At 73.7% G+C, this 22,368-nt stretch carries 16 protein-coding genes; 4 read left to right on the forward strand and 12 right to left on the reverse strand.

Annotation, left to right across the window (positions count from 1 at the left end):
• Window positions 1–100: 100 nt before the first annotated feature.
• The 4 genes from AB0411_RS21970 to AB0411_RS21985 all read right to left on the reverse strand — a co-directional run bounded on the left by AB0411_RS21970 (window position 101) and on the right by AB0411_RS21985 (window position 6,315).
• Window positions 101–1,756, reverse strand: a complete 1,656-nt coding sequence (locus AB0411_RS21970) for an acyl-CoA synthetase (RefSeq protein ID WP_366418971.1) — start codon at window positions 1,754–1,756, stop codon at window positions 101–103.
• A 102-nt stretch (window positions 1,757–1,858) separates the two neighbouring features.
• Window positions 1,859–3,418, reverse strand: coding sequence for an acyl-CoA synthetase (locus AB0411_RS21975; RefSeq protein WP_366418972.1), 1,560 nt, complete (start codon window positions 3,416–3,418; stop codon window positions 1,859–1,861).
• A gap of 20 nt (window positions 3,419–3,438) precedes the next feature.
• Window positions 3,439–4,542 carry an NAD(P)H-dependent flavin oxidoreductase gene (locus AB0411_RS21980; protein WP_366418973.1) on the reverse strand — a complete coding sequence of 368 codons (1,104 nt, stop codon included), beginning with the start codon at window positions 4,540–4,542 and terminating at the stop codon, window positions 3,439–3,441.
• Window positions 4,543–4,743: 201 nt separating this feature from the next.
• Window positions 4,744–6,315 carry a phytoene desaturase family protein gene (locus tag AB0411_RS21985; RefSeq protein ID WP_366418974.1) on the reverse strand — a complete coding sequence of 524 codons (1,572 nt, stop codon included), beginning with the start codon at window positions 6,313–6,315 and terminating at the stop codon, window positions 4,744–4,746.
• A gap of 180 nt (window positions 6,316–6,495) precedes the next feature.
• Here AB0411_RS21985 and AB0411_RS21990 point away from each other — a divergent pair, with 180 nt between their 5' ends.
• Window positions 6,496–7,824 (forward strand): glycoside hydrolase family 27 protein, encoded by a 1,329-nt coding sequence (locus AB0411_RS21990; RefSeq protein ID WP_366418975.1) that lies wholly within the window; start codon window positions 6,496–6,498, stop codon window positions 7,822–7,824.
• 134 nt (window positions 7,825–7,958) lie between these two features.
• On the opposite strand, the gene AB0411_RS21995 is transcribed toward AB0411_RS21990, so the two are convergent.
• The 8 genes from AB0411_RS21995 to AB0411_RS22030 all read right to left on the reverse strand — a co-directional run bounded on the left by AB0411_RS21995 (window position 7,959) and on the right by AB0411_RS22030 (window position 19,100).
• Window positions 7,959–10,073, reverse strand: coding sequence for a serine/threonine-protein kinase (locus AB0411_RS21995; RefSeq protein ID WP_366419097.1), 2,115 nt, complete (start codon window positions 10,071–10,073; stop codon window positions 7,959–7,961).
• Window positions 10,074–10,101: 28 nt separating this feature from the next.
• A complete protein-coding gene (locus tag AB0411_RS22000; protein WP_366419098.1) occupies window positions 10,102–10,950 on the reverse strand; it encodes an oxygenase MpaB family protein in 849 nt (282 codons plus the stop codon).
• 322 nt (window positions 10,951–11,272) lie between these two features.
• A complete protein-coding gene (locus AB0411_RS22005; protein ID WP_366418976.1) occupies window positions 11,273–13,597 on the reverse strand; it encodes a bifunctional glycosyltransferase/CDP-glycerol:glycerophosphate glycerophosphotransferase in 2,325 nt (774 codons plus the stop codon).
• 203 nt (window positions 13,598–13,800) lie between these two features.
• Window positions 13,801–15,024: an acyl-CoA dehydrogenase family protein gene (locus tag AB0411_RS22010; protein WP_366418977.1), complete on the reverse strand. Its 1,224-nt coding sequence runs from the start codon at window positions 15,022–15,024 to the stop codon at window positions 13,801–13,803.
• A gap of 375 nt (window positions 15,025–15,399) precedes the next feature.
• The gene (locus AB0411_RS22015) at window positions 15,400–16,194 is read right to left on the reverse strand and encodes an SDR family NAD(P)-dependent oxidoreductase (RefSeq protein ID WP_366418978.1); all 795 of its coding nucleotides are present in this window, start codon (window positions 16,192–16,194) and stop codon (window positions 15,400–15,402) included.
• Window positions 16,195–16,314: 120 nt separating this feature from the next.
• The gene (locus tag AB0411_RS22020; RefSeq protein WP_366418979.1) at window positions 16,315–16,740 is read right to left on the reverse strand and encodes an SH3 domain-containing protein; all 426 of its coding nucleotides are present in this window, start codon (window positions 16,738–16,740) and stop codon (window positions 16,315–16,317) included.
• A 175-nt stretch (window positions 16,741–16,915) separates the two neighbouring features.
• Entirely contained in the window at window positions 16,916–17,680 is a 765-nt protein-coding gene (locus AB0411_RS22025) for a VOC family protein (RefSeq protein WP_366418980.1), read from the reverse strand.
• Window positions 17,681–17,864: 184 nt separating this feature from the next.
• On the reverse strand, window positions 17,865–19,100 hold the full coding sequence (locus AB0411_RS22030) for an FAD-dependent oxidoreductase (protein WP_366418981.1): 1,236 nt from the start codon (window positions 19,098–19,100) through the stop codon (window positions 17,865–17,867).
• 336 nt (window positions 19,101–19,436) lie between these two features.
• Here AB0411_RS22030 and AB0411_RS22035 point away from each other — a divergent pair, with 336 nt between their 5' ends.
• From AB0411_RS22035 to AB0411_RS22045, 3 genes are read left to right on the forward strand one after another with little or no spacing between them, the layout of a single operon-like run.
• The gene (locus AB0411_RS22035; protein WP_366419099.1) at window positions 19,437–20,447 is read left to right on the forward strand and encodes a FecCD family ABC transporter permease; all 1,011 of its coding nucleotides are present in this window, start codon (window positions 19,437–19,439) and stop codon (window positions 20,445–20,447) included.
• Complete coding sequence (locus AB0411_RS22040) at window positions 20,444–21,514, forward strand: FecCD family ABC transporter permease (RefSeq protein ID WP_366418982.1); 1,071 nt, start codon at window positions 20,444–20,446, stop codon at window positions 21,512–21,514. Before AB0411_RS22035 ends, AB0411_RS22040 begins: the two co-directional genes overlap by 4 nt.
• Window positions 21,511–22,323, forward strand: coding sequence for an ABC transporter ATP-binding protein (locus AB0411_RS22045; RefSeq protein WP_366418983.1), 813 nt, complete (start codon window positions 21,511–21,513; stop codon window positions 22,321–22,323). Before AB0411_RS22040 ends, AB0411_RS22045 begins: the two co-directional genes overlap by 4 nt.
• Window positions 22,324–22,368 lie beyond the last annotated feature (45 nt).

Consider the following 22,368-nt stretch of genomic DNA (forward strand, 5'->3'; position numbering starts at 1 on the left):
CGTCGCACGGATGGTGGCGTGCACGGCTGTTGCCCGCCGTTTCTCAGGATGGCAGGGGGCACTGACAACCGCCCTTCCGCGCGCCGGGCCCCGCCCGGGCTCAGGGCGCGCCGAAGCGTGCCCGCAGCTCCCGCTTGAGGACCTTGCCGCTGGCGTTGCGCGGCAGCGCGTCCACGAACATCACCCGTTTGGGCGCCTTGAAGGGCGCGAGACGGGCGCGGGCCGCCTCGATCAGCTCCTGCTCCCCCACGCCCTCGCCGCCGTCCGCGTCCCCGGCGCCTCCCGTGCCACCCGTGCGCCGTACGACCACCGCGGTCACGGCCTCGATCCAGCGCTCGTCCGGAAGCCCGATGACCGCGACCTCGGCCACCTGCGGATGCTCGTAGAGCACGTCCTCCACCTGGCGCGAGGCGACCAGGACGCCACCGGAATTGATGACGTCCTTGACCCGGTCGACCACCGTGAAATAGCCCTCGGCATCGCGGACGGCGAGGTCGCCGGAGTGGAACCAGCCGTCCCGGAAGGCCTCGGCGGTCTCCTCGGGCTTGTCCCAGTAGCCGGTGCACAGTTGCGGGGAGCGGTAGACGATCTCGCCCCGGGTGCCGTCGGGTACCTCCCGGCCCTCCTCGTCCACCACCCGCGCCTCCACGAACAGCACCGGGCGCCCGCAGGAGTCCATCCGGCCCTCGTGTTCCCCGGGGCCGAGCACGGTGGCCAGCGGCCCGATCTCGCTCTGCCCGAAGCAGTTGTAGAAGGCGAGCCCGGGCAGCCGGGCGCGGAGCCGCTCCAGGACCGGCACCGGCATGATCGAGGCACCGTAGTAGGCCTTGCGCAGGCCGCTCAGCTCCCGGGCGGTGAAGTCGGGGTGGTTCGACAGCCCGATCCACACGGTCGGCGGCGCGAACAGGCTGTCGGCCAGGCCCTTTTCCACCAGGTCGAAGATCCGGTCGGGGTCGGGTCCGTCCAGGATGGTGTTCTCCGCGCCCACCGCCAGGTAGGGCAGCAGGAAGACGTGCATCTGCGCGGAGTGGTAGAGCGGGAGCGAGTGCAGCGGCCGGTCCGTCTCCTTGAGGTCGAGGGCGACGACGGCGCTGGTGTACTCGTGCACCAGGGCGCGGTGCGTCATCATCGCGCCCTTGGGCAGGGCGGTGGTTCCGGAGGTGTAGAGGAGCTGGACGACGGCCTCGTCGGACACCTCGGCCGCCGGCCCTTCGGCGCCGGGCCCGCCGGCATCGGACTCGGCAGCACCCGGCTCGTCGGCGCCGGTCCCGCCGGTTCCCGTACCGCCGCCCGGCCCCTCGGCGTCCCGCTCCCCGCCGGCTCCCGCCCCGGCACAAGCCGCCAGCCGCTCCAGCAGGCCGTCCGGCGCCCCGTACAGCGGCATGGTGCGGACGGCTTCCGGCAGCCGGTGGGCGAGCGCGGCGTCGGTGAGCACCAGGGCGCTGCCCGACTGGTCCACCAGGTAGCGCAGGTCCTCGCCGGTGAGGCTGTGGTTGACCGGCACATGCACCAGTCCGGCGCGTGCGCAGGCCAGGAACCCGATCAGGTACGCATCCGAGTTGTGGCCGTAGGAGGCGACCCGGTCGCCGGGCCGCAGCCCTTCGCCGCGCAGCACCCGGGCCGCGGCGCTCACCGCGTCGTCCAGCTCGCGGTAGGTCCAGGACCGGTCCGCGTACCGCACCGCGGTCCGCCCCGGCACCCGTCGGGCGCTGCGCCGCAGGACTCCGTCGACCGTATTGCTCCGCGCTGGCGTCATGGCGCGATCCTCGGCCGCCCCGCACCGCCGGTCAAGCCACCCGACCGGCGTCCGGGGCGGCAACCGCCCGCACATCCGGGCCCCGGACCCACGGACCGCCCGTTACACGGCGCGTTCGCGTCCCTCCCAGTACGGTTCGCGCAGTCGGCGCTTGTACAGCTTGCCGTTGGGGTCGCGTGGCATGACGGCGAGGAAGTCGACCGACTTGGGCCGTTTGTAGCCGGCCAGTTGCCGCGCACAGTGGGCCATGATCTCCGCGGCCAGTTCGGGCCCCGGCACCTGGCCCTCGGCGGGTTCCACGACGGCCTTGACCTCCTCGCCCCAGTCGTCGTGCGGGATGCCGAAAGCGGCCGCGTCGGCGACCGCGGGGTGGGCGAGCAGGACGGATTCGATCTCGGCGGGGTAGATGTTCACCCCGCCCGAGATGATCATGTCGATCTTGCGGTCGCGGAGGAAGAGGTATCCGTCCGCGTCCAGGTACCCGAGGTCGCCGACGGTGAAGAAGTCGCCGATCCGGTTCTTCTGCGTCTTGCCCTCGTCCTTGTGGTAGCGGAAACCGCCGGTGCTCATCTTCATGTAGACGGTGCCGAGTTCGCCCGGTGGCAGCCGGTTCCCGTCGTCGTCGAAGACGGCCAGCTCGCTGATCGGCCAGGCCTTGCCGACCGTCCCGGGCTTCTTGAGCCAGTCCTCGGCGGTCGCGAAGGCGCCGCCGCCCTCACTGGCCGCGTAGTACTCCTCGACGCAGTCGCCCCACCACTCGATCATGGCGCGTTTGACGTGGTCGGGGCAGGGCGCGGCGCCGTGCAGGGCGTGCCGCATCGAGCTCACGTCGTACCCGGCGCGGATCTCCTCCGGCAGGGCGAGCAGCCGGTGGAACTGGGTGGGCACCATATGGGTGTGGGTGCAGCGGTGTTCCTCGATCAGGGCCAGCATGGTCTGCGGCGTCCATTTGTCCATCAGGACGAGGAGGTGGCCGATGTGCAGCGAGGCGCCGGCGAACTGCAGGACCGCGGTGTGGTAGAGCGGCGAGCAGACCAGATGGACGTTGTCGTCGAACGGCCTGATGCCGAAGATGGCGAGGAATCCGCCGAGGTGGGCGGCCTCGGGCTCGGTGCCGGGCAGCGGCCGGCGGATGCCGCGCGGGCGTCCGGTGGTGCCCGAGGTGTAGTTCATGACCCAGCCCAGCGTGCGGTCGCCGGGCGCGGACTCCGGCTGCCCGTCGAGGAGTTGGGCGTAGGGCCGGAAGCCGTCGGCCGCACCGACGGCGTAGCGGTGGGACGCGGGCAGTTGCGCCTCGTCCGCCGCCTGCCGGGCCGCTGGGGCGAACCGCTCGTGCGCGATCAGCACCTTCGCCCCGGAGTCGGCGACGATCCAGGCGATCTCCGGGCCGACCAGGTGGTGGTTGACGGGAACGAGGTAGAAACCGGCCTGGGAGGCGGCGAGATAAGCGGTGAAGAACTCGACGCCGTTCGGGAGGACCACGGCGAAGGCGTCACCGCGCCGCAGGCCCGCCGCGCGCAGCCCGTGGACCAGCCGGTTGCTCGCGGCGTGCAGCCGCCCCGCGGTCCACTCCTCGCCGTCCGGGGCGATCAGGACCGTACGGTCCGGGTCGGCGGTGGCCTGCGCCCAGAAGCCGTTGGGCGGTGGGGAGTCTTGGGTCATTCCGCTGTCCTCCTCGGGGATCAGGCACGTCCGGCGATGCGGTCGATGCGGTCGACGGCCCGCTCGAAGCCGCGGGTGAGGTCGTCGAAGACGGCCGCTACGCTGCGTTCGCTGTTCATCCGGCCGACGATCTGGCCGACCGGGGTGCCGAGCAGGGGCTCGACCTCGTACCGCTGGATACGGGAGTTGGCCTCGGCGACCAGCAGCCCCTGCAGCGGCATCGGGAGGGGGCCCGGGCCGTCCGGCCCGTCCCAGGCGTCGGTCCATTCGGTGCGCAGCTGGCGGGCGGGTTTGCCGGTCAGGGCGCGGGAGCGGACGGTGTCGCCCGGTCCCGCGGCGAGCAGCTTCGCGGTCAGCCGCCGGGAGTGCAGATCGGCCTCCTCGGTGGTCAGCCAGAGCGAGCCCAGCCAGACGCCCTGGGCGCCGAGGGCGAGGCCGGCGGCGATCTGCTCGCCGGTGCCGATGCCGCCCGCGGCGAGCACCGGCAGCGGATCGACGGCGGCCACCACTTCCGGGGTGAGGACCATGGTGGCGATCTCACCGGTGTGGCCGCCGGCCTCGTACCCCTGGGCGACGACGATGTCGATGCCGGCCGCCTTGTGGTGGCGGGCGTGGCGCGGGCTGCCGGCGAGTGCGGCGACGAGGATGCCGTGGTCGTGGGCGCGCCGGACGATGTCGGGCGGGGGTGAGCCGAGGGCGTTGGCCAGCAGCTTGATCGGATAGTCGAAGGCCACGTCGAGCTGGGTGCGGGCGACCTGCTCCATCCATCCGGTGATCCGCCAGCCGGACGTCTCGCCCTCCGCGAGCCGCGGCACCTGGTGCTTGTCGAGGAGGTCGGTGACGAAGCGGCGGTGCTCCTCGGGGATCATCGCCTCGACCTCGGCCTCGGTGACGCCTTCGACCTTCTTGGCGGGCATCACCACATCGAGCCCGTACGGCAGCCCTTCGGTGTGCTCCTGCATCCAGTCCAGGTCGCGGGCGAGTTCGTCCGGCGCGGTGTAGCGGACCGCGCCGAGCACCCCGAACCCGCCGGCCCGGGTGATCGCCGCGGCGACCGCGGGGAAGGGCGTGAACCCGAAGACGGCGTGCTCGACTCCCAGGGCGTTGCTCAGCTCCGTCTGCATGGGCGAAGGATGCCGCAGCGGACCGTACGAGGGAAGAGACTTTCTGATGCAGCGTCAGAAACTTGCCCGGGGCCGGGAGGGCGGCCGCCACCGTCCGCGCGGCCACCCCGGAACGGGCGTGCGCCGGCCCTCCACGCGAGGCCTACGACCTGCGGCCGTCCGCCCTCTCCCCGAGTTCCCGGGGCGGCCGGCGCACGCCCCTCACCCCTCCTCCAGTACCGCCATCGCCGCGTTGTGCCCCGGGATGCCGCTCACTCCCCCGCCCCGCACCGCGCCGGCACCGCACAGGAGCACGTTGGGGTGGGTGGTCGCCACGCCCCAGCGGGCCGGTGCGGACCGGGTGTCGCCGGGGTCCTCGTCCGAGGGATCCGCGTACGGGAAGGCCAGGTCGCGGTGGAAGATGTTGCCGCCCGGCAGGCCGAGTTCGCGGTCCAGGTCGAGGGGCGAGCGGGCCTCGACGCAGGGGCGGCCGTCGGCGTCGTGTGCCAGGCAGTCGGCGAGCGGCTCGGCGAGGTGGCGGTCCAGTTCGGCGAGGGTGGCCGCGAGGAGGCGGTCTCGGGTGGCGTCGTTGTCGGCGGTGAACAGGCGCGCCGGGGCGTGCAGGCCGAACAGGGTGAGCGTCTGGTAGCCCTGCCGGACCAGGTCGGCACCGAGGATCGAGGGGTCGGTGAGGGAGTGGCAGTAGATCTCGGAGGGCGGGGAGGAGGGCAGGGCGCCGGACGCGGCCTGCTGGTAGGCGCTCTCCAGCTGGCCGTAGCCCTCGGCGATGTGGAAGGTACCGGAGAAGGCCTCGCGCGCGTCCACCTCGGTGTCCCGCAGCCGCGGCAGCCGGGTGAGCAGCATGTTGACCTTGAGCTGGGCGCCTTCCGCGGGTGGCGGCGGGGCCTCGCCCAGCAGGCGGGCCAGCTCGCGCGGGGCGGCGTTGACGAGGACCCGGCGGGCGCCGACGGTGCCCAGCTCGCAGGTCACCTCCGCGCCGCGGCCGTCCGTCGCGATGCCGGTCACCGCGCAGTCGGTGACGATCTCCGCGCCGGCCCGGCGGGCGGCGTCGGCGAGTGCGTCGGTGAGGGCGCCCATGCCGCCGAGGGGCACGTCCCAGTCGCCGGTGCCGCCGCCGATGACGTGGTAGAGGAAACAACGGTTCTGACGCAGCGACGGATCGTGGGCGGTGGCGAAGGTGCCGATGAGGGCGTCGGTGAGGACCACCCCGCGGACCAGGTCGTCGGTGAAGGTCTCCTCGACCGTCTCCCCCAGGGGGCGTTCGAACAGGGCGTGCCAGGTCGCGTCGTCGTCGACCGTGGCACGGAGCGCGGCGCGGGTGGGCAGCGGCTCGGTCAGGGTGGGGAAGACGCGCTCGGCGAGCCGCGCCGTGGTGCCGTAGAAACGCTGCCAGGCGGCGAACTCCCGGTCCGATCCGGTGAGTTCGGCGAAGGCGGCGCGGGTCCGGTCCTCGCCGCCGCCGACCAGGAGACCGGTGGGGCGGCCGTCGCGGACGGTGGGGGTGTAGGAGGAGACGGTGCGTTTGCGGACCGCGAAGCGCAGCCCGAGGTCCCGCACGATCTTCGGCGGCAGCAGGCTGACGAGGTAGGAGTAGCGGGACAGCCGGGCATCGACCCCGGCGAACGCCCGGGTCGACACGGCGGCACCACCGGTGTGGTCCAGCCGTTCCAGCACCAGCACGCTGCGCCCGGCGCGTGCGAGATAGGCGGCGGCCACCAGTCCGTTGTGCCCGCCACCGACGATGACCGCGTCATACGAAGTCCGTTCCGGCATGCCCCTTGGTAGCACGCGGTGATCTCGGTCGCCAGGGTGCAGGCGGCTGAAACCTCCACCCGGGCCGGTGCGGCTTCTTGACCGGGCATGGGGCTGCTCCTAGCGTCCGGCCGTGCTCCGCCCCGGCCCCACCGTCACCGCCCGCTCCCCAGGCCGTCCCGCCCACCCGTGAGGTGACCCGTGTCCCACTCGTCGGTACCCCGCATCGGCCGCACGCTCGCCGGACTCACCGCCGTCGCCGCCTGCTCCGCCGGGCTGCTCACGGCCCCCGCGCCCGCCTCCGCCGCCCCCGCGCCCGCCTCCGCCGCCCCCGGTCCGGACCGTGCGCCCGGGGCCCGGACGGCCGCAGGGGCCTATCCGAACCTGGCCCCGACGCCCCCCATGGGCTGGAACAACTGGTCGTACTACATGTGCGACCTCAACGAGAAGGTCGTCCTCGACAATGCGCGGGCGCTGGTCCGTTCGGGTCTGGCGCGGCGCGGCTACCGCACCGTCACCGTCGACGACTGCTGGATGAGCAGACAGCGCGGCCCCCGGGGGGAGCTGACGGCGGACCCGGCGAAGTTCCCGCACGGCATGGCCCACCTCGGGCGGGAGCTGCACCGGATGGGGCTGAAGTTCGGGATCTACGAGGACGTCGGCACCCTCACCTGTGAGAAATATCCGGGCAGTCTCGGCCATTTCCGGGAAGATGCGGAGCTGTTCGCCCGCTGGAAGGTCGACTACGTCAAGGCGGACGGCTGCAATGTGCCCGTCGCCCCGGGGCACACCAAGGAGGAGACCTACCGGGACCTGTACGGGCAGATGAGCCGTGCGCTGCGGGACACCGGCCGCCCGATCACCTTCTCGGTGTCGGCGCCGGCCTACTTCCAGTTCGAGGGCGACAGCGTCTGGCACCGGGTCATCGGCTGGTCGGCCGAGCTCGGCAACCTGTGGCGGGGCGGGCGGGACGTGGCGCTCCAGAAGAGCACCCCGGCCGCGAAGTGGTCGTCCATCGTCTACAACTTCCGCTACAACGCCCGGCTGGCGAACCTGCAGAGTCCCGGCCGCTGGAACGACCCGGACTTCCTGCTGGCCGGTGACACGGGCCTGACGCGGCAGGAGATCCAGAGCCAGATGTCGCTGTGGGCGATGATGGCCGCGCCGCTGATCTCCAGTACGGATGTCGGCGGTCTGTCCGCGGCGGCACGCAAGGTACTGGGCAACAAGAAGGTCATCGCCGTCGACCAGGACGCACTGGGCATCCAGGGGACCGTCGTGCAGCAGGACGACGGCTCCGCGGTGCTGGCCAAGCCGCTGAAGAACGGCGACCGGGCGATCGCCCTGTTCAACTCGGGCGACACACCGCGCACGCTGTCGGTCACGGCGGACACGGCCGGGCTGCCGGACGCCGACTCCTACCGGCTGCACGATCTGGTCACCGGCCGCCGGACGGACAGCGACGACACGATCGTGGCGCGCGAGGTCCCGCCGCACAGCACGGTGCTCTACCGCGTCACCCCGGAGTGACCCGCGCCCCGCGGGCCGCCCGCCCGGCACATACGGGCGGTCCGCGGTCCGTTCCGGCGGCAGGGGCGCCGTCCCGGTAAGGGTGCCGTCCCTGGCGACACGGTCCCCGGGGACGCCGTCCGGGTCGCCGTCCCCTAGCCACGGCGTGCGGCCCGCTCCCGGCGCAGTGCCGCGACCCGGCGGTGGAGGGCGGCCGCCTCGTCCGCACGGCCCAGTTGCTCCAGGCACTGGGCCAGGTCGCCATAGCTGGCCAGGGCGTCGAGATGGGCGGCGCCCAGGACCCGTTCGCGGGCGTCCGCGACCTCGCGGTAGCGGTCCAGCGCCTCGTCCCAGCGCCCGAGCCAGCCGAGCGCCACGGCGGTCTCCCGGCGGCTGACCAGGGTGTCGGGGTGGTCGGGGCCGAGCACCCGGGCCCGTGCCGCGGCGACCTCACGGGCCTCCACGAGCGCCTCCTGCCAGCGGTTCTGCCGTCCGAGGTTGACGCCCAGGCCGTGCCGGGCCCGCAGCGTCTCCGGATCGTCGGCGCCCTGGGCGCGGGTACGGGCGGCGGTCAGGTCCCGGTAGAGCGCCAGGGCCTCGCCGCTGCGGCCGAGCCGGCCGAGGCCGATGCCGACCTCGTAGCGGGCGGCGAGGGTGTCGGGGTGGTCGGGGCCGAGCACGGCGGTGCGTGCGGCCGCGATGTCGCGGTAGGTGTCCAGCGCCTCCGTCCACAGCCCCAACCGGCCCATCACCTGGGCGAGTTCACAGCGGGTGGCGAGGGTGTCGGCGTGGTGCGCGCCGAGCACCCGGGCGCGGGCCCCGGCCACCTCGTGGGCCATCGCCCGGCAGTCCTCCAGCCGCCCCAGCCGGCCGAGGTTCAGCGCGACGTGGTGCCGGCAGGTCAGCGTGTCGGGGTGGTCGGGGCCCAGCGCGCGTTCCCGGCCCGCCAGCACCTCGGCGTAGATCTGGTGCGCCTCGAAGCTCCGGCCGAGACGGCCCAGGGCGTGGCCGGCCTCCAGGCGGCTGGTGAGGGTGTCGGGGTGGTCGGGGCCGAGGAGCCGCTCGCGTTCCGCGGCGAGCGCACGGTGCGCCGCGCCCGCCTCCTCCCAGCGGCCCAGCCGGCCGAGGTCCAGGGCGGCGGTGTGCCGGCCGGCCAGCGCGGCGAGGGTGGCGCGGCGGTCGTCCGGCGGTGCCGGGCTGGCGATGCCGGCGGGCGGCGACACCTCGCCGCCCAGCAGCTCGCGCCCGCCGGTCCAGGTGTCGGTGAGGACCGTGGTGGCCCGGTCCGCCGGGTGTCCGTGCGGCCGCCGGGCGGGCCCCGCGGGCGAGCCGAGGGTCATCCCGCGGGTCCAGGAGGGCAGCCGCGGGGTGGGGACCGTCAGGTCGTCCGGGCCGGCCGCGGCGCCCCGCACGGGCTGCGGATGACGGGCATCGGCGAGGCGTTTGCCCAGCTGGCCGGCGTCCCTGGGGCGGTCGTCCGGGTCCTTGGCGAGCAGTTCGAGGATGATGCGCTCGTAGGCCTCGGGAAGGTCGGGGCGGAGCGTACGGGGCGGCTCCGGGGCCAGGTCACGGTGGCCGACGAGCACCGCCCAGGCGTCGCCCAGGTCGAAGGGGGGCACGCCGGTGGCGATCTCGTAGAGCACACAGCCGAGGGAGTAGAGGTCGCTGCGGTGGTCGACGCCGTGGGCGCCGATCTGTTCGGGCGACATGTAGTGCGGGCTGCCCATGGCGACACCGGTGCCGGTCAGGCGGGCGGTGAAGCCGATGTCGTGGCCGAGGCGGGCGATGCCGAAGTCGCAGATCTTGACCGTGCCGTCGGCGGTCCGGACGATGTTCGCCGGTTTGAGGTCGCGGTGCACGACGGCCTGTTCGTGGGTGTAGGCGAGCGCGGCGGTGACCTGTTCGGCGATCTCGACGAGGTCGGGCACGGGCAGCGGCTGGCGGCGGCTGTCGTCCAGCAGCTGGCTGAGGTTCCGGCCGCTGAGCAGCTCCATGACGATGAAGAGGGTGCCGTCGTCCTCGCCGAAGTCATGGACGACCGTGATGCCGCGGTGCTGGAGCGCGGCGGCGACGCGGGCCTCGCGGCGGAAACGTTCGCGCAGCACTTGCAGGAACGACGGTTCGTGCCGCGGCCCCGTGGGCTTGAGGCACTTGACCGCGACCTGCCGGCCCAGTGACTCGTCGCGGGCCCGCCATACCTCCCCCATGCCGCCGCGCCCGATGGTGCCGAGCAGCCGGTACCGCCGTTGGATCAGTCTGTTTTCCACCACCATGGATCGCCGCCCCCGTCCCCCGTGGTCAGCCGCGCAGTTCCCCCTGCGCGTCCTTGGGCCCGTCCAGTATGGCGGCGGACGGGCGGAGCTTGTAGGGCGCTGGGCGGGTGCCGGGACCGAGGCGCGCGACGGCGCGCAGGATGTGCCGGGGCGGGAGCTGCCAGCGGACGGCGGGCGGAATGGCGCGAAGGAGGCGGCCGGTGGCCCGGAGCCGCCGGGTGACGGTGGCGGGCGGAGGCGCGGGGCGTCCGTAGAGCTCGTGGGCGTACGCCGGGAGTGCGCCGTAGGCCAGTTGTGCCACCCGCTGCCAGACCAGGGCGCGGGCCGGTACCAGGGCGGCCGGGGTCGGGGGCCTGCGCAGAAAGGACTCCACCTCGCGGGCCTCGGGGGTCGGCGCCAACTCGCGTTGTACGCGGGCGAAGTAGGCGGCGAGCTCGGCCCGGCTGCCGGGCACGGCGGCCGGTTCGAGGCCGACGAGCCGGGCGCTCTCGCGCTGCTCGTGGAGGTAGGCGTCGGCGTGGGCGTCGCTCAGGGGGTAGCCGGAGCGGCGCAGGACGTGCAGGTAGGAGTCCACTTCCGCGCAGTGCACCCACAGCAGCAGGTCCGGCTCGTCGACGCCGTAGCGCTCGCCGGTGGCGGGATCGGCGGCGGACAGCCGGCGGTGGATGCGGCGCACCCGGGCACCGGCCTGTTCGGCGGCGTCGGTGGTGTCGTAGGTGAGGGTGCCGACGAAACGGGCGGTGCGCATCAGCCGGCCCCAGGCGTCCCGTCGGAAGTCGGAGTTCTGCAGGACCCCGCGCACCGCGCGCGGGTGCAGCGCCTGGAGGTACAGCGCACGGACGCCCGCGATCCACATCATCGGGTCGCTGTGCATCTGCCACGTCACGGAGCGGGGGCCGAAGAGCCCCGGGTCGCCTGCCACGCACCACACCTCCCGCCGCCGGCCCGCCGCCCGGCGGCAGCCGTGTCCGGAACCTCTCGATGAGCCGCTTCGGTGCCCGGCCCCCGGGTTCCGGCACGCGCCGGCCGCTGCCCCGTCTGCGTGTTCCCATTGTCGGTCCCGCGACGGCTCACCCGCATCATCGCCCGGCGGGCCGTCGTACGACAGATGCGGTCCGGCCACCGGCGTGCGCAGGGGCGCTCCCGCTTCGCGGCACGCGCCGGCCCGCGCGGCCGGGCCGGCGCGTGCCGCCCCGTCAGCCGGTCTGCTCGACGCCGGACCGGCCCGCCGCGCGGTCCCCCTGGTCGAGAACCGTGCCCGCCACCATCCGGGCGGCCTCCGCCGGGGAGGGCGCGACGGTGCGCTCGGACAGCGGCAGGGGGGCGGGCAACGGCTCCCCGGCGCCGAGGAAGGTGCGGCGGACCACCCGCTCGGCGGCGTGGCCGTCGTCCCACGGGCAGAACCGCGCGCGGAACGCGGCGCGCAGCTCGCCGGCCCCGGCCCCCTTCCAGCGCCCGCTGCGGAACGCCTCGATCAGCTCGTCCTCGCCGGTGGCGATGACGCCCGGCGTCTCCCCCGGCTTGCCGGAGAGCAGGTCGAAGGTGACGCCCCGGGAGCGGACGTAGGTCTCCCAGTCGTCGGCGTAGGTGATGATCGGCCGATCGAGGCCCGCGTAGTCGAACATGATCGACGAGTAGTCCGTGACCAGCGCGTCCGCGGCGAGGCACAGCTCCTCCACCGAGGGGTGCCGGGAGACGTCGATCAGCGCGCCCTGCTCCTGGAGTTTTTGGAGGTGCGGGTTCCGGTCGTAGAAGTAGTGCGTACGGACCAGCAGGACGACGTCCGGGCCGAGCTCGCGGGTGACCTTCTCCAGGTCCAGCTGCGGCACGTAGCCGACCTGGTAGTCGCGCACCGTCGGGGCGTAGAGGACCGCGGTGCTGCCGGGGGCGATGCCCAGCCGCGCACGGATGTCGAGCACCTCCTGGGCACCGGTCCGGAAGAAGACGTCGTTGCGCGGATAGCCGGCGTCGACCGACTCGAAGCCGCAGGGGTAGACCCGCTCCCACTGCTCGGTGGAGTGCGGGTTGGACGAGAGCGACAGGTCCCAGCGGTCGGCACGTGCGAGCAGCTTGCGCATGCTCATGCCCTTGGCGGCGGCCGGGTACTTCTGCTGGTCGATCCCCATCCGCTTGAGCGGGGTGCCGTGGTGGGTCTGGAGGTGGATCTGGCCGGGGCGCTTGACCACGTGGTCGGCGAAGTTGACGTTGTTCACGAAGTACGTCGCGCGCGCCATCACCTCCCAGTACCGCGGGGTGTTGACGACGACGTGGTCCATGCCGGCGGGCACGGTGTCCACGGCGTCCTCGCGCACCACCCACACCCCCCTGATGTGCGGGGCCAGCTCCCTGGCCTTCTCGTGGACCGCGAGCGGGTTGCAGGACGGGGTGCGGTTCCAGTAGGAGCTGAAGACCGCGAGGCCGGGGTCGAGGGGGCGCCGGCGCTGGATCCGGTAAGCGGCCGACGAGGCCCGGCCGTTCATGGCGCGCCGGGTCCTGCGCAGGCGCTGCCGGCCGCTCTCGCGGGTGCGGCTCACCAGTCCGAGGGCCTGGAAGGCACGGTACGAACCGCGTTCCAGCGCCTGGAACTGCCCGGCGTCGACGTCGTCGGGCGGGGTGAAGCCGGCCGGCTTGTGCCGCCGGTACATCGCCGCGGCGAGCTGGAAGTACTCCGGCCGGTCCGCGGCCGGCACGCGGCTCTCGCGGGCGCCGGTGAACAGGAAGTGACTGACCATCCGCTCGAAGAACAGCGGCCGCAGGTGGTCCAGGTCCGGCCGGCCGTCGAGGAACTCGAAGAGCCGCTGGTACTGGTCGAAGATGGTGAAGTGCTTGCGGCCCGGCGTCTTCATGGAGTTGCCGTGGCGGCGCTGGCGGTACTCGACGCAGGCATGGTCCATGCTCACCGCGCGCTCGGCGGTGAGCATGGTGGTGTACACCATGAGGGCGTCCTCGTAGAGGCCGTCGGTGTACCGGAACCCGTTGTCCACGAAGAAGTCGCGCCGGAACGCCCGGTTCCACACCACCGCGAACATCTGCAGGAACTCGGTGCGCTCAGCCGGCTTGAACACCTCCGCCCCGGCCGCGGCGAGGAGCTCGCGGGCGGCACTCGGCTGGACCGCGTGCCACCAGTAGGTCCGCACATGGTCGAAGAGCAGGAGGTCGGGGTCCTCGGACGCGGCCAGGCGGTCGGCCATGGCCCGCAGCGCGCCCGCGGTGAGGGTGTCGTCGCTGTCGAGGAACAGCAGGTAGTCCCCGCTCGCCCGGTCCACCCCGGTGTTGCGGGCCGCACCGATGCCCCGGTTCTCCTCATGGCGCACGGTGATCACCCGCGGGTCGCGGGCAGCGTACTCCGCCAGGATCTCGCCGCTCAGATCCGGCGAGCGGTCGTCGACCGCGATGACCTCGAAGTCGGTGAAATCCTGCTCCAGCAACGAGTCCAGGCACGCGCGAAGATACCCCTGCACGTTGAACACGGGAACGATGATGCTGAAACGCGGGGCGGATCCGGGGCCCGTCTCGGGCATGGCGGTGGTGCTCCTCGAAGGTGTCGGCCTCATGACGAAGGCCTGAAATGTCAACGACCGTGAGTGGGACCACCGGCGCCCCGCAAAGGTTGTGTGCGAGCTGCGGGGGGTGGGTGTTGCGCCTCTCACATGTCCGCCGGGCCGCGGGCCCGATTCAGCGGGCCCGATGGCCCGGCCGCCCGACAGGCCGCGGGCGCACCGCCTCAGCGCCGTACGCGGGGCATCCCCAGGCCGATCCAGGAGATGATCTCGCGTTGGATCTCGTTGTTGCCGCCGCCGAAGGTGAAGATGACGGCGGAGCGGTAGCCGCGTTCCAGTTCGCCGTGGAGGACGGATCCGGCGGAGCCCTCCTTGAGGGGGCCCGCGGCGCCGACGATCTCCATCAGCGAGGCATAGGCGTCCCGGCGGGCCTCGGAGCCGTAGACCTTGACCGCGGAGGCGTCCTGCGGGGTGAGGGTGCCGTGCTGGAGGGCGTCGACCATCTGCCAGTTGAGCAGCTTCATGGCGTCGAGCCGGGCGTGGGTGCGGGCGAGCCGGCCGCGTACCCAGCCCAGGTCGATGACCCGGCGGCCGTCGGCGAGTGCGGTGCCGGCGGCCCAGTGCTGGACGTCGTGCAGGGCGCGGATGGCCATGGTGCCGTGGGCGGCGAGGGTGACCCGCTCGTGGTTGAGCTGGTTGGTGATGATCCGCCAGCCCTTGTTCTCGCCGCCGACGCGGCGGGAGGCGGGGACGGTGATGTTCTCGTAGTAGCTGGCGGTGGTGTCGTGCGAGGCGAGGGTGTTGATCAGGGTGCAGGAGTAGCCGGGGTCGCTGGTGGGGACGAGGAGCATGGTGATGCCCTTGTGGGGCGGGGCTTCCGGGTCGGTGCGCACGGCGAGCCACACCCAGTCAGCGGTGTCGCCGTTGGTCGTCCAGATCTTCTGCCCGTTGACGACGTAGTGGCCGCTCTCCTCGTCGCCCACCCGGACGGCGCGGGTCTTGAGGGCGGCCAGGTCGGTGCCGGCGTCCGGTTCGCTGTAGCCGATGGCGAAGTCGATCTCGCCGGAGAGGATCCGGGGCAGGAAGTAGGCCTTCTGCTCGTCGGTGCCGAACTGCATGATCGTCGGGCCGACGGTGTTCAGCGCCATCAGCGGCAGCGGCACGCCCGCCTGGGCCGCCTCGTCGAAGAAGATGAACTGCTCCGTCGGGGACAGGCCGCGTCCGCCGAACTCCTTGGGCCAGCCGACGCCGAGCCAGCCGTCGGCGCCCAGCCGGCGCACGGTCTCGCGGTAGAACCGCTTCTGGGCGGCGGGGTCGGCGTGGGGGGCACGTCCGGGGACGGCGGAGCCGCGGGGGCCCTCGGGGGCACGGTCCGGCACCAGCGCGGCGAAGTACGTGCGCAGCTCGGCGCGCAACTGCTGCTGCTCGGGGGTGTATTCGAGGTGCACGGCCCCTCCAGTTCGTCCGGTCCGGTCGTCCGGTCCGAGGGGCACGAGTAGCTGACGGCCCGTCGGCTGCCGGATCGAGGGGCACAGTAGAACTTGTTCCAGTAATACGGAAGGGCGGGGCGGCGGAAGGGCGCCCGGGCGGGGTGAGGCGGCCGGGCGAGGGAGGGACGGGCCCGCCCGGCGGGGGCCGGGCGAGGGCCGGGCGAGGGCCGGGCGAGGGCCGGGCGAGGGCCGGGCGAGGGATGGGCCCGCCAGGAGAGGGCCGGGTGAGGGCCGGGCCCACCGGGAGCGGGCCGGACGAAGAGCCGGCCCGCCAGGCAGGGTGGCAGGGGCCGGGCGGCCGGGAGGGGGGTCCTGCGGCCGGGCCGTCGTCGGTCAGGGGACGATCGAGTCGACGTATCCGCCGTCGACACGGACGGCCGCGCCGGTCGTCGCCGAGGCGAGCGGGGAGCTGAGGTAGACCACCATGGCGGCGATCTCCTCCGGTTCGATCAGCCGCTGGATCAGCGACTGCGGCCGGTACTCGCGCATGAACGCCCGCTGCGCCTCGTCCCACGGCAGGTCCCGGCCGACGAGGCCACGGACGAAGTCCTCGACCCCGCCCGTGTGGGTCGGCCCGGCGATGACGGAGTTCACGCACACCCCGCTGCCGGCCGCCTCCTTCGCGAAGCCCCGGGACACCGCGAGCAGCGCCGTCTTGGACATCCCGTAATGGATCATCTCGGCCGGGATCACCACGGCGGAGTCGCTGGCGATGTTCTGGATGCGGCCCCAGCCCCGCTCGGTCATGCCGGGCAGGTAGTGGCGGATCATCCGGACCGCCGTGAGCACATTGATGTCGAAGTACCGCCGCCACTCGGCGTCGTCGATCTCCAGGGCGGGCCGGGAGCCGAAGACGCCGAGGTTGTTGATGAGGATGTCCGCCTGCGGCACGGCCTCGGTCACCTGGTCGAGGCCCTCGTCGGAACCGATGTCACCGGGCGCCGCGACGAAGTCGCCCCCGGGCTCCCGGGTGCGCATCCGCTCCAGCGCCGCGTCCACGGACCCGGCGCTGCGGCCGTTCACGGCGACCCGGGCTCCGGCGCGGGCCAGCCCCAGGGCGATGGCCGCCCCGATGCCCTGCGTCGAGCCGGTCACCACCGCGGTCCGGCCGGTGAGATCGATCTGCACGGCTCTGCTCCGTTCTCGGTCTCCCGCCCCCGCACTCCGCGAGCGGGTCCTGCACCTCGCACGCACGAGGGCCCGGCCCGGCGCCTTCGCGGCACCGGACCGGGCCCTGAACCGGCTTCCTCAGCCCACGGGGTGCTGCTTCGCGACATGGTTCGGCTGCATCCGGGTGCGCTGGACGTCCTTGCAGTACCGGACGGCGCCGCTGCTGGTCACGTACCGGGCCGAGACCCAGGTCGCCCGCTCCTCGCGGGTGAGGTACCAGACGGTGTTGCCGCCGACGCTCTGGGTGCGGACCTTGCACACCAGGCCGACCTGCGTGCGGTGACGGAGGTGACCCCGCACGGAGGAGTCGGTGCTGGGGTACTGACGCTGGCTCAGTCCCGACTTGGCAGTGACCACACCGAAGGGCTTCGTGGGCCCGGGGGTCGTCGCGTGCGCCGGGGCCGCGGCCAGCAGCGTCGCGCCGAGGGCGACGGCCGCGGTGAGTGCGCCCGCGCCGGCTGCGAGCTGCTTGCCTCGGGCCACGAGGAGGTCGGTCGTGGGCATAGGGGTCTCCTGTTCTCGACGCGCAATGCCACCCATTGCCGCGAGGTGGACATTACGCGCAATTCACCCTGGGAATGCGGGGAAACGGCGAACAGGCCGCCGATCGTGTGACGGCACCGGCACGCCCTCGGCACGGGCGTCCGCCGCCTCGCAAGCGGGACGGCACCGGCGCGGGTCAGCCCTCGGTTCCGGCGCCGTGGATCCCGAAGTGCCCGCCCTGCGGGTCGCGGACCACCGCGACCCGCGGCCCCTCGGGCACATCCGTCGGGGGCACCAGCAGCATGCCGCCCGACTCGGCGGCCCGGGCGGCCGCCGCGTCGACGCCGGCGACCGCGAAGTACGGCAGCCAGTGGGCCCGGACGTCGTCCGGGTAGAACTCGTCCAGCGCGCTCATCCCGCCGAAGTCGGCGCCGTCGACTCCCCATTGCGGGTAGTCCTTGTGCGTGCCCACGGTCCAGCCGAAGATCCGCGTGTAGAAGGCCTTGGCGGCCTCCTCGTCCCGGGTCGCGAGTTCGACCCAGCCGAGCGAGCCCGGCGCGTTGAACACCGCGGCGCCGGCGAAGGACCGGCCCTGCCACAGCGAGAAGACCGCGCCCTCCGGATCGGCCACCACGGCGAAGCGGCCCAGGTCGAAGACGTCCATGGGCGGCATCAGCTGACGCCCGCCGGCCCCGGTGACCGCGGCGGCCTGCGCGTCGGCGTCCCGCGTCGCGAACGACACGGTCCAGGCGGTCGGCTGCCCGGGGGCGTAGAGCGGGGTGAGGGCGGCAACCGGGGCGCCCCCGAGGTACAGCATGGTGTAGCCGCCCGCCTCCTCCCGCGGGTCGGTCTCGGCGCGCCAGCCGAAGACCTGGCGGTAGTACACCTTGGCGGCTTCCACGTCCGACGTCCCCAGCTCCACCCAGCAGGGCGCGCCGGGCGTGGGCTCAGTGATCTTCACGGTGTGTTCCGTCCCTCCGCGCCGGGCCGCGGCCGGGCGGTGCCGCGCTCGCGTCCGCACGCCGCCGGTCGGCATGCATACGCTGCCGATCGTCCGACGCGGGCGACGGGGCCGCAACCGGAAGCGGAGGCGGGGCGGCCGCGGCGCCGGGGCGGCCGGCTCCCTGGCGTTGGCGGCGGGCCGGCTACGGCTGCGGGTCACCGAAGGTGGTGCGCAGTTGGTGCAGTGAGCCGCGCGGGGCGTCGGGGGCGAGGGCGTCGGCCAGCGCGCGGGCGGCGGCCTCGGCGGCCGCGGCGGCGCGGGGCAGCATCACCGCTTCGTAGGCACGTACCGCCTCGTCGGCCTCGTCGTGCGCGGCGAGGGCCCGGGCGAGGTCGGCGCCGTCGAGCAGGGCGAGGTCGGCGCCCCGTGCGGTGGACGGTGGCATCAGGTGCGCGGCGTCGCCGAGCAGGGTCAGGCCCGGCGTGTGGGTCCAGGTGTGCGGCACAGGCAGGGCGAAGAGCGGCCGGTTGACGAACCCGCCGTCGTTCTCGCGCAGCAGGGCCAGCAGCCGTTCGTCCCAGCCCGCGAACCGGTCGAGCAGCACCGCGCGGACGGCGTCGGTGTCCGCCATCCGCACTCCGGCCTCCAGCGCCCAGTCCTGGGAGCCGCGGAAGGCGGCATAGAGGCGGATCCGGCCGCGGCCCTCGCGCCGGGCGAACAGCGCCCGGCCGGCGGACCCGGCCGCCATGCTGCCGCCGCCGACCAGCCGGGCGGCCTCCGGGTGGCGGGTGCCGGCGTCCTCGCATCCGGACTCGACGAAGGTGACACCGGTGTAGTGGGGGTCGGCGTCGGAGAGCATCGGGCGGACCCGGGACCAGGTTCCGTCGGCGCCGACGACCAGGTCGAAGGTCTCGGTGTGGCCTTCGTCGAACTCGGCCCGGTGGCGGCCGTCGCCGAGCGGATGCAGGGTGCGCAGGTAGCTGTTCCAGCGGACGGTCGCGGGGGCGAGGGAGGCCAGCAGGAGGCGGCGCAGGTCGCCCCGGTCGATCTCGCAGCGGTCGGTCCCGGGCCCGTCGGTCCCGGACCGGCCGGTCGCGCCGGGGTGGGCGCTCCCGGGGCGGGCGCCGGCGGGACGGTCGCTCGGGCCGGGGCCGGGGGTGTGGTGGAAGAGCACCGTCGCGGTGTGGTCGAGCAGCCGCACCTCACGTCCCTCGGGGCGGGCGAGCGCGGCGAACTCCTCGTACAGGCCGGCCGCCCGCAGGGCCTCCTGAGCGGTCGTCATCGGCAGGCCCAGCACGCCGCCCCGGGCGCGGGCGCCCTCGGAAGCGTCACGGTCGAAGACGGTGACGGGTACGCCGTGGCGCTGCAGGACGCGGGCGCAGGTCAGCCCGCCGGGGCCGGCGCCGATGATCGCGATACGCGCAGTCGTGGGGGTCATGGCGCTCCTTGGCCGGGCAGGACGGCGATGCCTCCCCCTCAGAAAAGCACATCGGGGGAAAAGCCCTCTTGATGCGCTTTCCGTGCCACTCGCGCCGCTCGTCCCCCGCGTCGGGAATTGCCGCCGCCACCTCACCGGCCGCAATTCGCCGGAGTGGACAGGCGTGCGGGCGGGTAGATCACCCCAGGTCGGGGCCTTGCGGGAGCCGGTGGCACGATCCGTCCGACAAAAAGGACAGTTGATTGTTTAACGCCGGACGGGTTTGCAAGTTTAGGTATGCCTAACCTAATGTAACGACGCGTGCCGACCATCAAACCACCTGCCACCGCACCCCCTGTGCCCGATGCGCTTCCCGCCGCGAAGGTCCTGCGGCGCGTCCCGTTGTTCGTGGCCGGACTCTGTGCCCTGGCAGTCTGTGCCGCCCTGAGCCTCGCCCTCGGCGCCCGGTCCGTACCGCTGTCCACCGTGTGGGACGCGCTGTCCGGGACCGTCCACGGGCGGGACGCCCTGGTGGTGACGGGCCTTCGGCTGCCGCGCACCCTGGTCGCCCTCGCGGTCGGCGCGGCGCTCGGTGTCGCCGGAGCGGTCGTCCAGGGCGTCACCCGCAACCCGCTCGCGTCCCCGACGACGCTCGGCATCAACGCGGGTGCGGGCTTCGCGGTGGTCACCGCGATCTATGCGCTGCATCTGACCCGCCCCACCCAGTACGTCTGGTTCGCGTTCGCGGGGGCCGCGGCCGCCGCGGTGTTCGCCCAGGCGCTGGCCCGGCGCGCGGGCGACCTCGACCCCGCGCGGCTCGCGCTGGGCGGCACCGTCCTCCAACTCGTCCTGCTCTCCTGGACGTCGACCGTCATGCTGGCCAGCAAGCGGTCGCTGGACGAGGCCCGGTTCTGGATGGCCGGCTCACTGGCCGAGCGCCCGCTGTCGGTGCTCTACCCGGTGCTGCCGACCCTGGCGCTCGGACTCGTCCTCGCGCTCGCCCTCGCCCCCGCGCTCAACGCGCTGGCGCTGGGCGACGACGCGGCGCAGGCGCTGGGCGTGCGGGTGTCGCGGATCCGGGTGGCCGGCGGGCTGGCCGTCGTGCTGCTCGCCGCGTCGGCGGTGGCCGTTGCCGGTCCGCTCGCCTTCATCGGGCTGGCCGCCCCGCACCTGGTCCGCCAGCTGCTGCGCACCTCCGACCACCGGGTCCTGGTACCCGGCTGTCTGATCGCCGGTCCGCTGCTGCTGCTCGCCGCCGACATCCTCGGACGGGTCGTCATCCGGCCGTCCGAGCTGCAGGTCGGCATCATCAGCGCGTTCCTCGGCGCGCCGCTGCTGGCGCTGCTGGCCCGGAAGGTGGCCCGATGACCGACCTCGTACGGAACAAGAAGACGCCCGGTCCGGCGTCCGCCGCCGCGGCACCGGGACGACGGCGCATGGTCCGCCGGACCCCGCTGCTCGCCCTCGTCGGCGTGGTGCTGCTCGGGGCCCTGGTGACGGTGTCCGTGGCCAACGGCGACATGCCGCTGCCGCCCGCCGACGCGGTCAAGGGCCTCCTCGGGATCGGTGATTCCGCCACGGTGCTGGTGGTCCAGGAGTTCCGGGCCCCGCGGATGGTTGCGGCGATCGTCGCCGGGGCGGGCCTGGCGGTGGCCGGTGCCCTGCTCCAGCGGCTGTTCCGCAACCCGCTCGCCTCCCCCGATGTGATGGGGGTGACCGGCGGCGCCTCGTTCGGCGCGGTGGCGATGCTGGCCGCCGGAGCCTCGCAGGCGCTGATGCCGCTGGCCGCGCTGGGCGGCGGGCTGCTCGCCGCGGTGCTGCTGGGGGTGTTCGGCTGGCGCTCCGGGGTCAGCGTGACCCGCCTGGTGCTGGTCGGTCTCGCCGTGCAGGCGGGCCTGTCGGCGGCGGTGAGCTTCATGGTCGTCCGCTTCCCCACCGAACTCGCGGGGTCGGCCCTGCAGTGGACGACGGGGTCGGTGTACGGGCGGACCTGGACCGAAGTGTGGTCCGCCGGCGGGGCGATGGCCGTGGCGCTGCTCGCCGCCTTCGCCCTGCACCGCCGGCTGGCCGTCCTCGACCTGGGCGACGACTCGGCCGGGGCGCTCGGGCTGCACACCCACACCGCCCGGCTGCAGGTCCTGGTCTGCGCCATCGTGCTGGCCTCGCTGGCCGCCGCGCTGACCGGCCCGGTCGCCTTCGTCGCGCTGGCCGTTCCGCACATCGTGCGGTTCCTCGCCGGGCCGCCGACCGCCGGGACGCTGGCGCTGTCCGGCCTCGCCGGTGCCGTCCTGCTGCTCGCCTCCGACCTCGTGGCGCAGTACCTGCTGCCGGTCGGCGGGCTGCCGGTCGGCGTGGTGACCGCCACGCTGGGCGCGCCGTGGCTGCTGGTGTTGATGATCCGTCAGAGCAGTTCCGTCAACAGGAGTGTCCGATGACCGCCAACCAGCTCTCCACCCAGGGACTCGATCTGCGCTACGGCGACCGGCTGATCGTCGGCGGCCTCGACCTGGTGCTGCCCGGCGGCGCCGTCACCGCCGTCGTCGGCCCCAACGCCTGTGGCAAGTCGACGCTGCTGCGCGGTCTGACCCGGCTGCTGACGCCGTCCGCCGGCACGGTCGCCCTGGACGGCTCCGACATCCACCGGATGCCGGCCAAGGCGCTGGCGCTGCGCATGGGGCTGCTCCCCCAGCAGCCGGTCACCCCCGACGCGATCACGGTCGAGGCGCTGGTACGACTGGGCCGCTACCCCCACCAGCGGCTGCTGAGCCCCTGGTCGGCGGCCGACCAGCAGGCGGTGGAGGAGGCGCTGCGGCGCACCGGCACCGTGGAACTGCGCGACCAACCCGTCGACCGGCTCTCCGGCGGCCAGCGGCAACGCGCCTGGATCGCGCTCGCGCTGGCGCAGGACACCGAACTGCTGCTGCTCGACGAGCCGACCACCTTCCTCGACCTGCGCCACCAGCTCGACGTCCTCGACCTGGTCGCCGAACTGCACGCCGAGGCGGGCCGCACCGTGGTGATGGTGCTGCACGACCTCGGGCAGGCGGCCCGCTACGCGGATCACCTCGTGGTCCTCAAGGACGGGCAGCTGGCGGCGGCCGGCGCACCGGCGGACGTGCTCGACGCCGAGCTGGTCAAGTCCGTGTTCGACGTGGACTGCCGGGTCATCCCCGACCCCGAGACCGGCACCCCGCTGGTCGTCCCCAAGGGCAGCGCGAAACGGCACACCGCCGTCTCCGCCTGACCCGCCCCCACGCCCTCTCCCCTTTTCCGCTCCCCCTAAGGAAGT

The sequence above is a fragment of the Streptomyces angustmyceticus genome (genome assembly GCF_040701845.1).
Taxonomy (GTDB): domain Bacteria; phylum Actinomycetota; class Actinomycetes; order Streptomycetales; family Streptomycetaceae; genus Streptomyces; species Streptomyces angustmyceticus_A.

Excerpts from the sequence above, each read along its gene's own strand:
- AB0411_RS22040 (WP_366418982.1), top strand. The coding sequence starts at position 20,444 with ATGACCGACCTCGTACGGAACAAGAAGACGCCCGGTCCGGCGTCCGCC.
- AB0411_RS22020 (WP_366418979.1), bottom strand. The coding sequence starts at position 16,740 with ATGCCCACGACCGACCTCCTCGTGGCCCGAGGCAAGCAGCTCGCAGCC.
- AB0411_RS21970 (WP_366418971.1), bottom strand. The coding sequence starts at position 1,756 with ATGACGCCAGCGCGGAGCAATACGGTCGACGGAGTCCTGCGGCGCAGC.
- AB0411_RS22000 (WP_366419098.1), bottom strand. The coding sequence starts at position 10,950 with ATGCACAGCGACCCGATGATGTGGATCGCGGGCGTCCGTGCGCTGTAC.
- AB0411_RS22030 (WP_366418981.1), bottom strand. The coding sequence starts at position 19,100 with ATGACCCCCACGACTGCGCGTATCGCGATCATCGGCGCCGGCCCCGGC.
- AB0411_RS21985 (WP_366418974.1), bottom strand. The coding sequence starts at position 6,315 with ATGCCGGAACGGACTTCGTATGACGCGGTCATCGTCGGTGGCGGGCAC.
- AB0411_RS21975 (WP_366418972.1), bottom strand. The coding sequence starts at position 3,418 with ATGACCCAAGACTCCCCACCGCCCAACGGCTTCTGGGCGCAGGCCACC.
- AB0411_RS21980 (WP_366418973.1), bottom strand. The coding sequence starts at position 4,542 with ATGCAGACGGAGCTGAGCAACGCCCTGGGAGTCGAGCACGCCGTCTTC.
- AB0411_RS22005 (WP_366418976.1), bottom strand. The coding sequence starts at position 13,597 with ATGCCCGAGACGGGCCCCGGATCCGCCCCGCGTTTCAGCATCATCGTT.
- AB0411_RS22045 (WP_366418983.1), top strand. The coding sequence starts at position 21,511 with ATGACCGCCAACCAGCTCTCCACCCAGGGACTCGATCTGCGCTACGGC.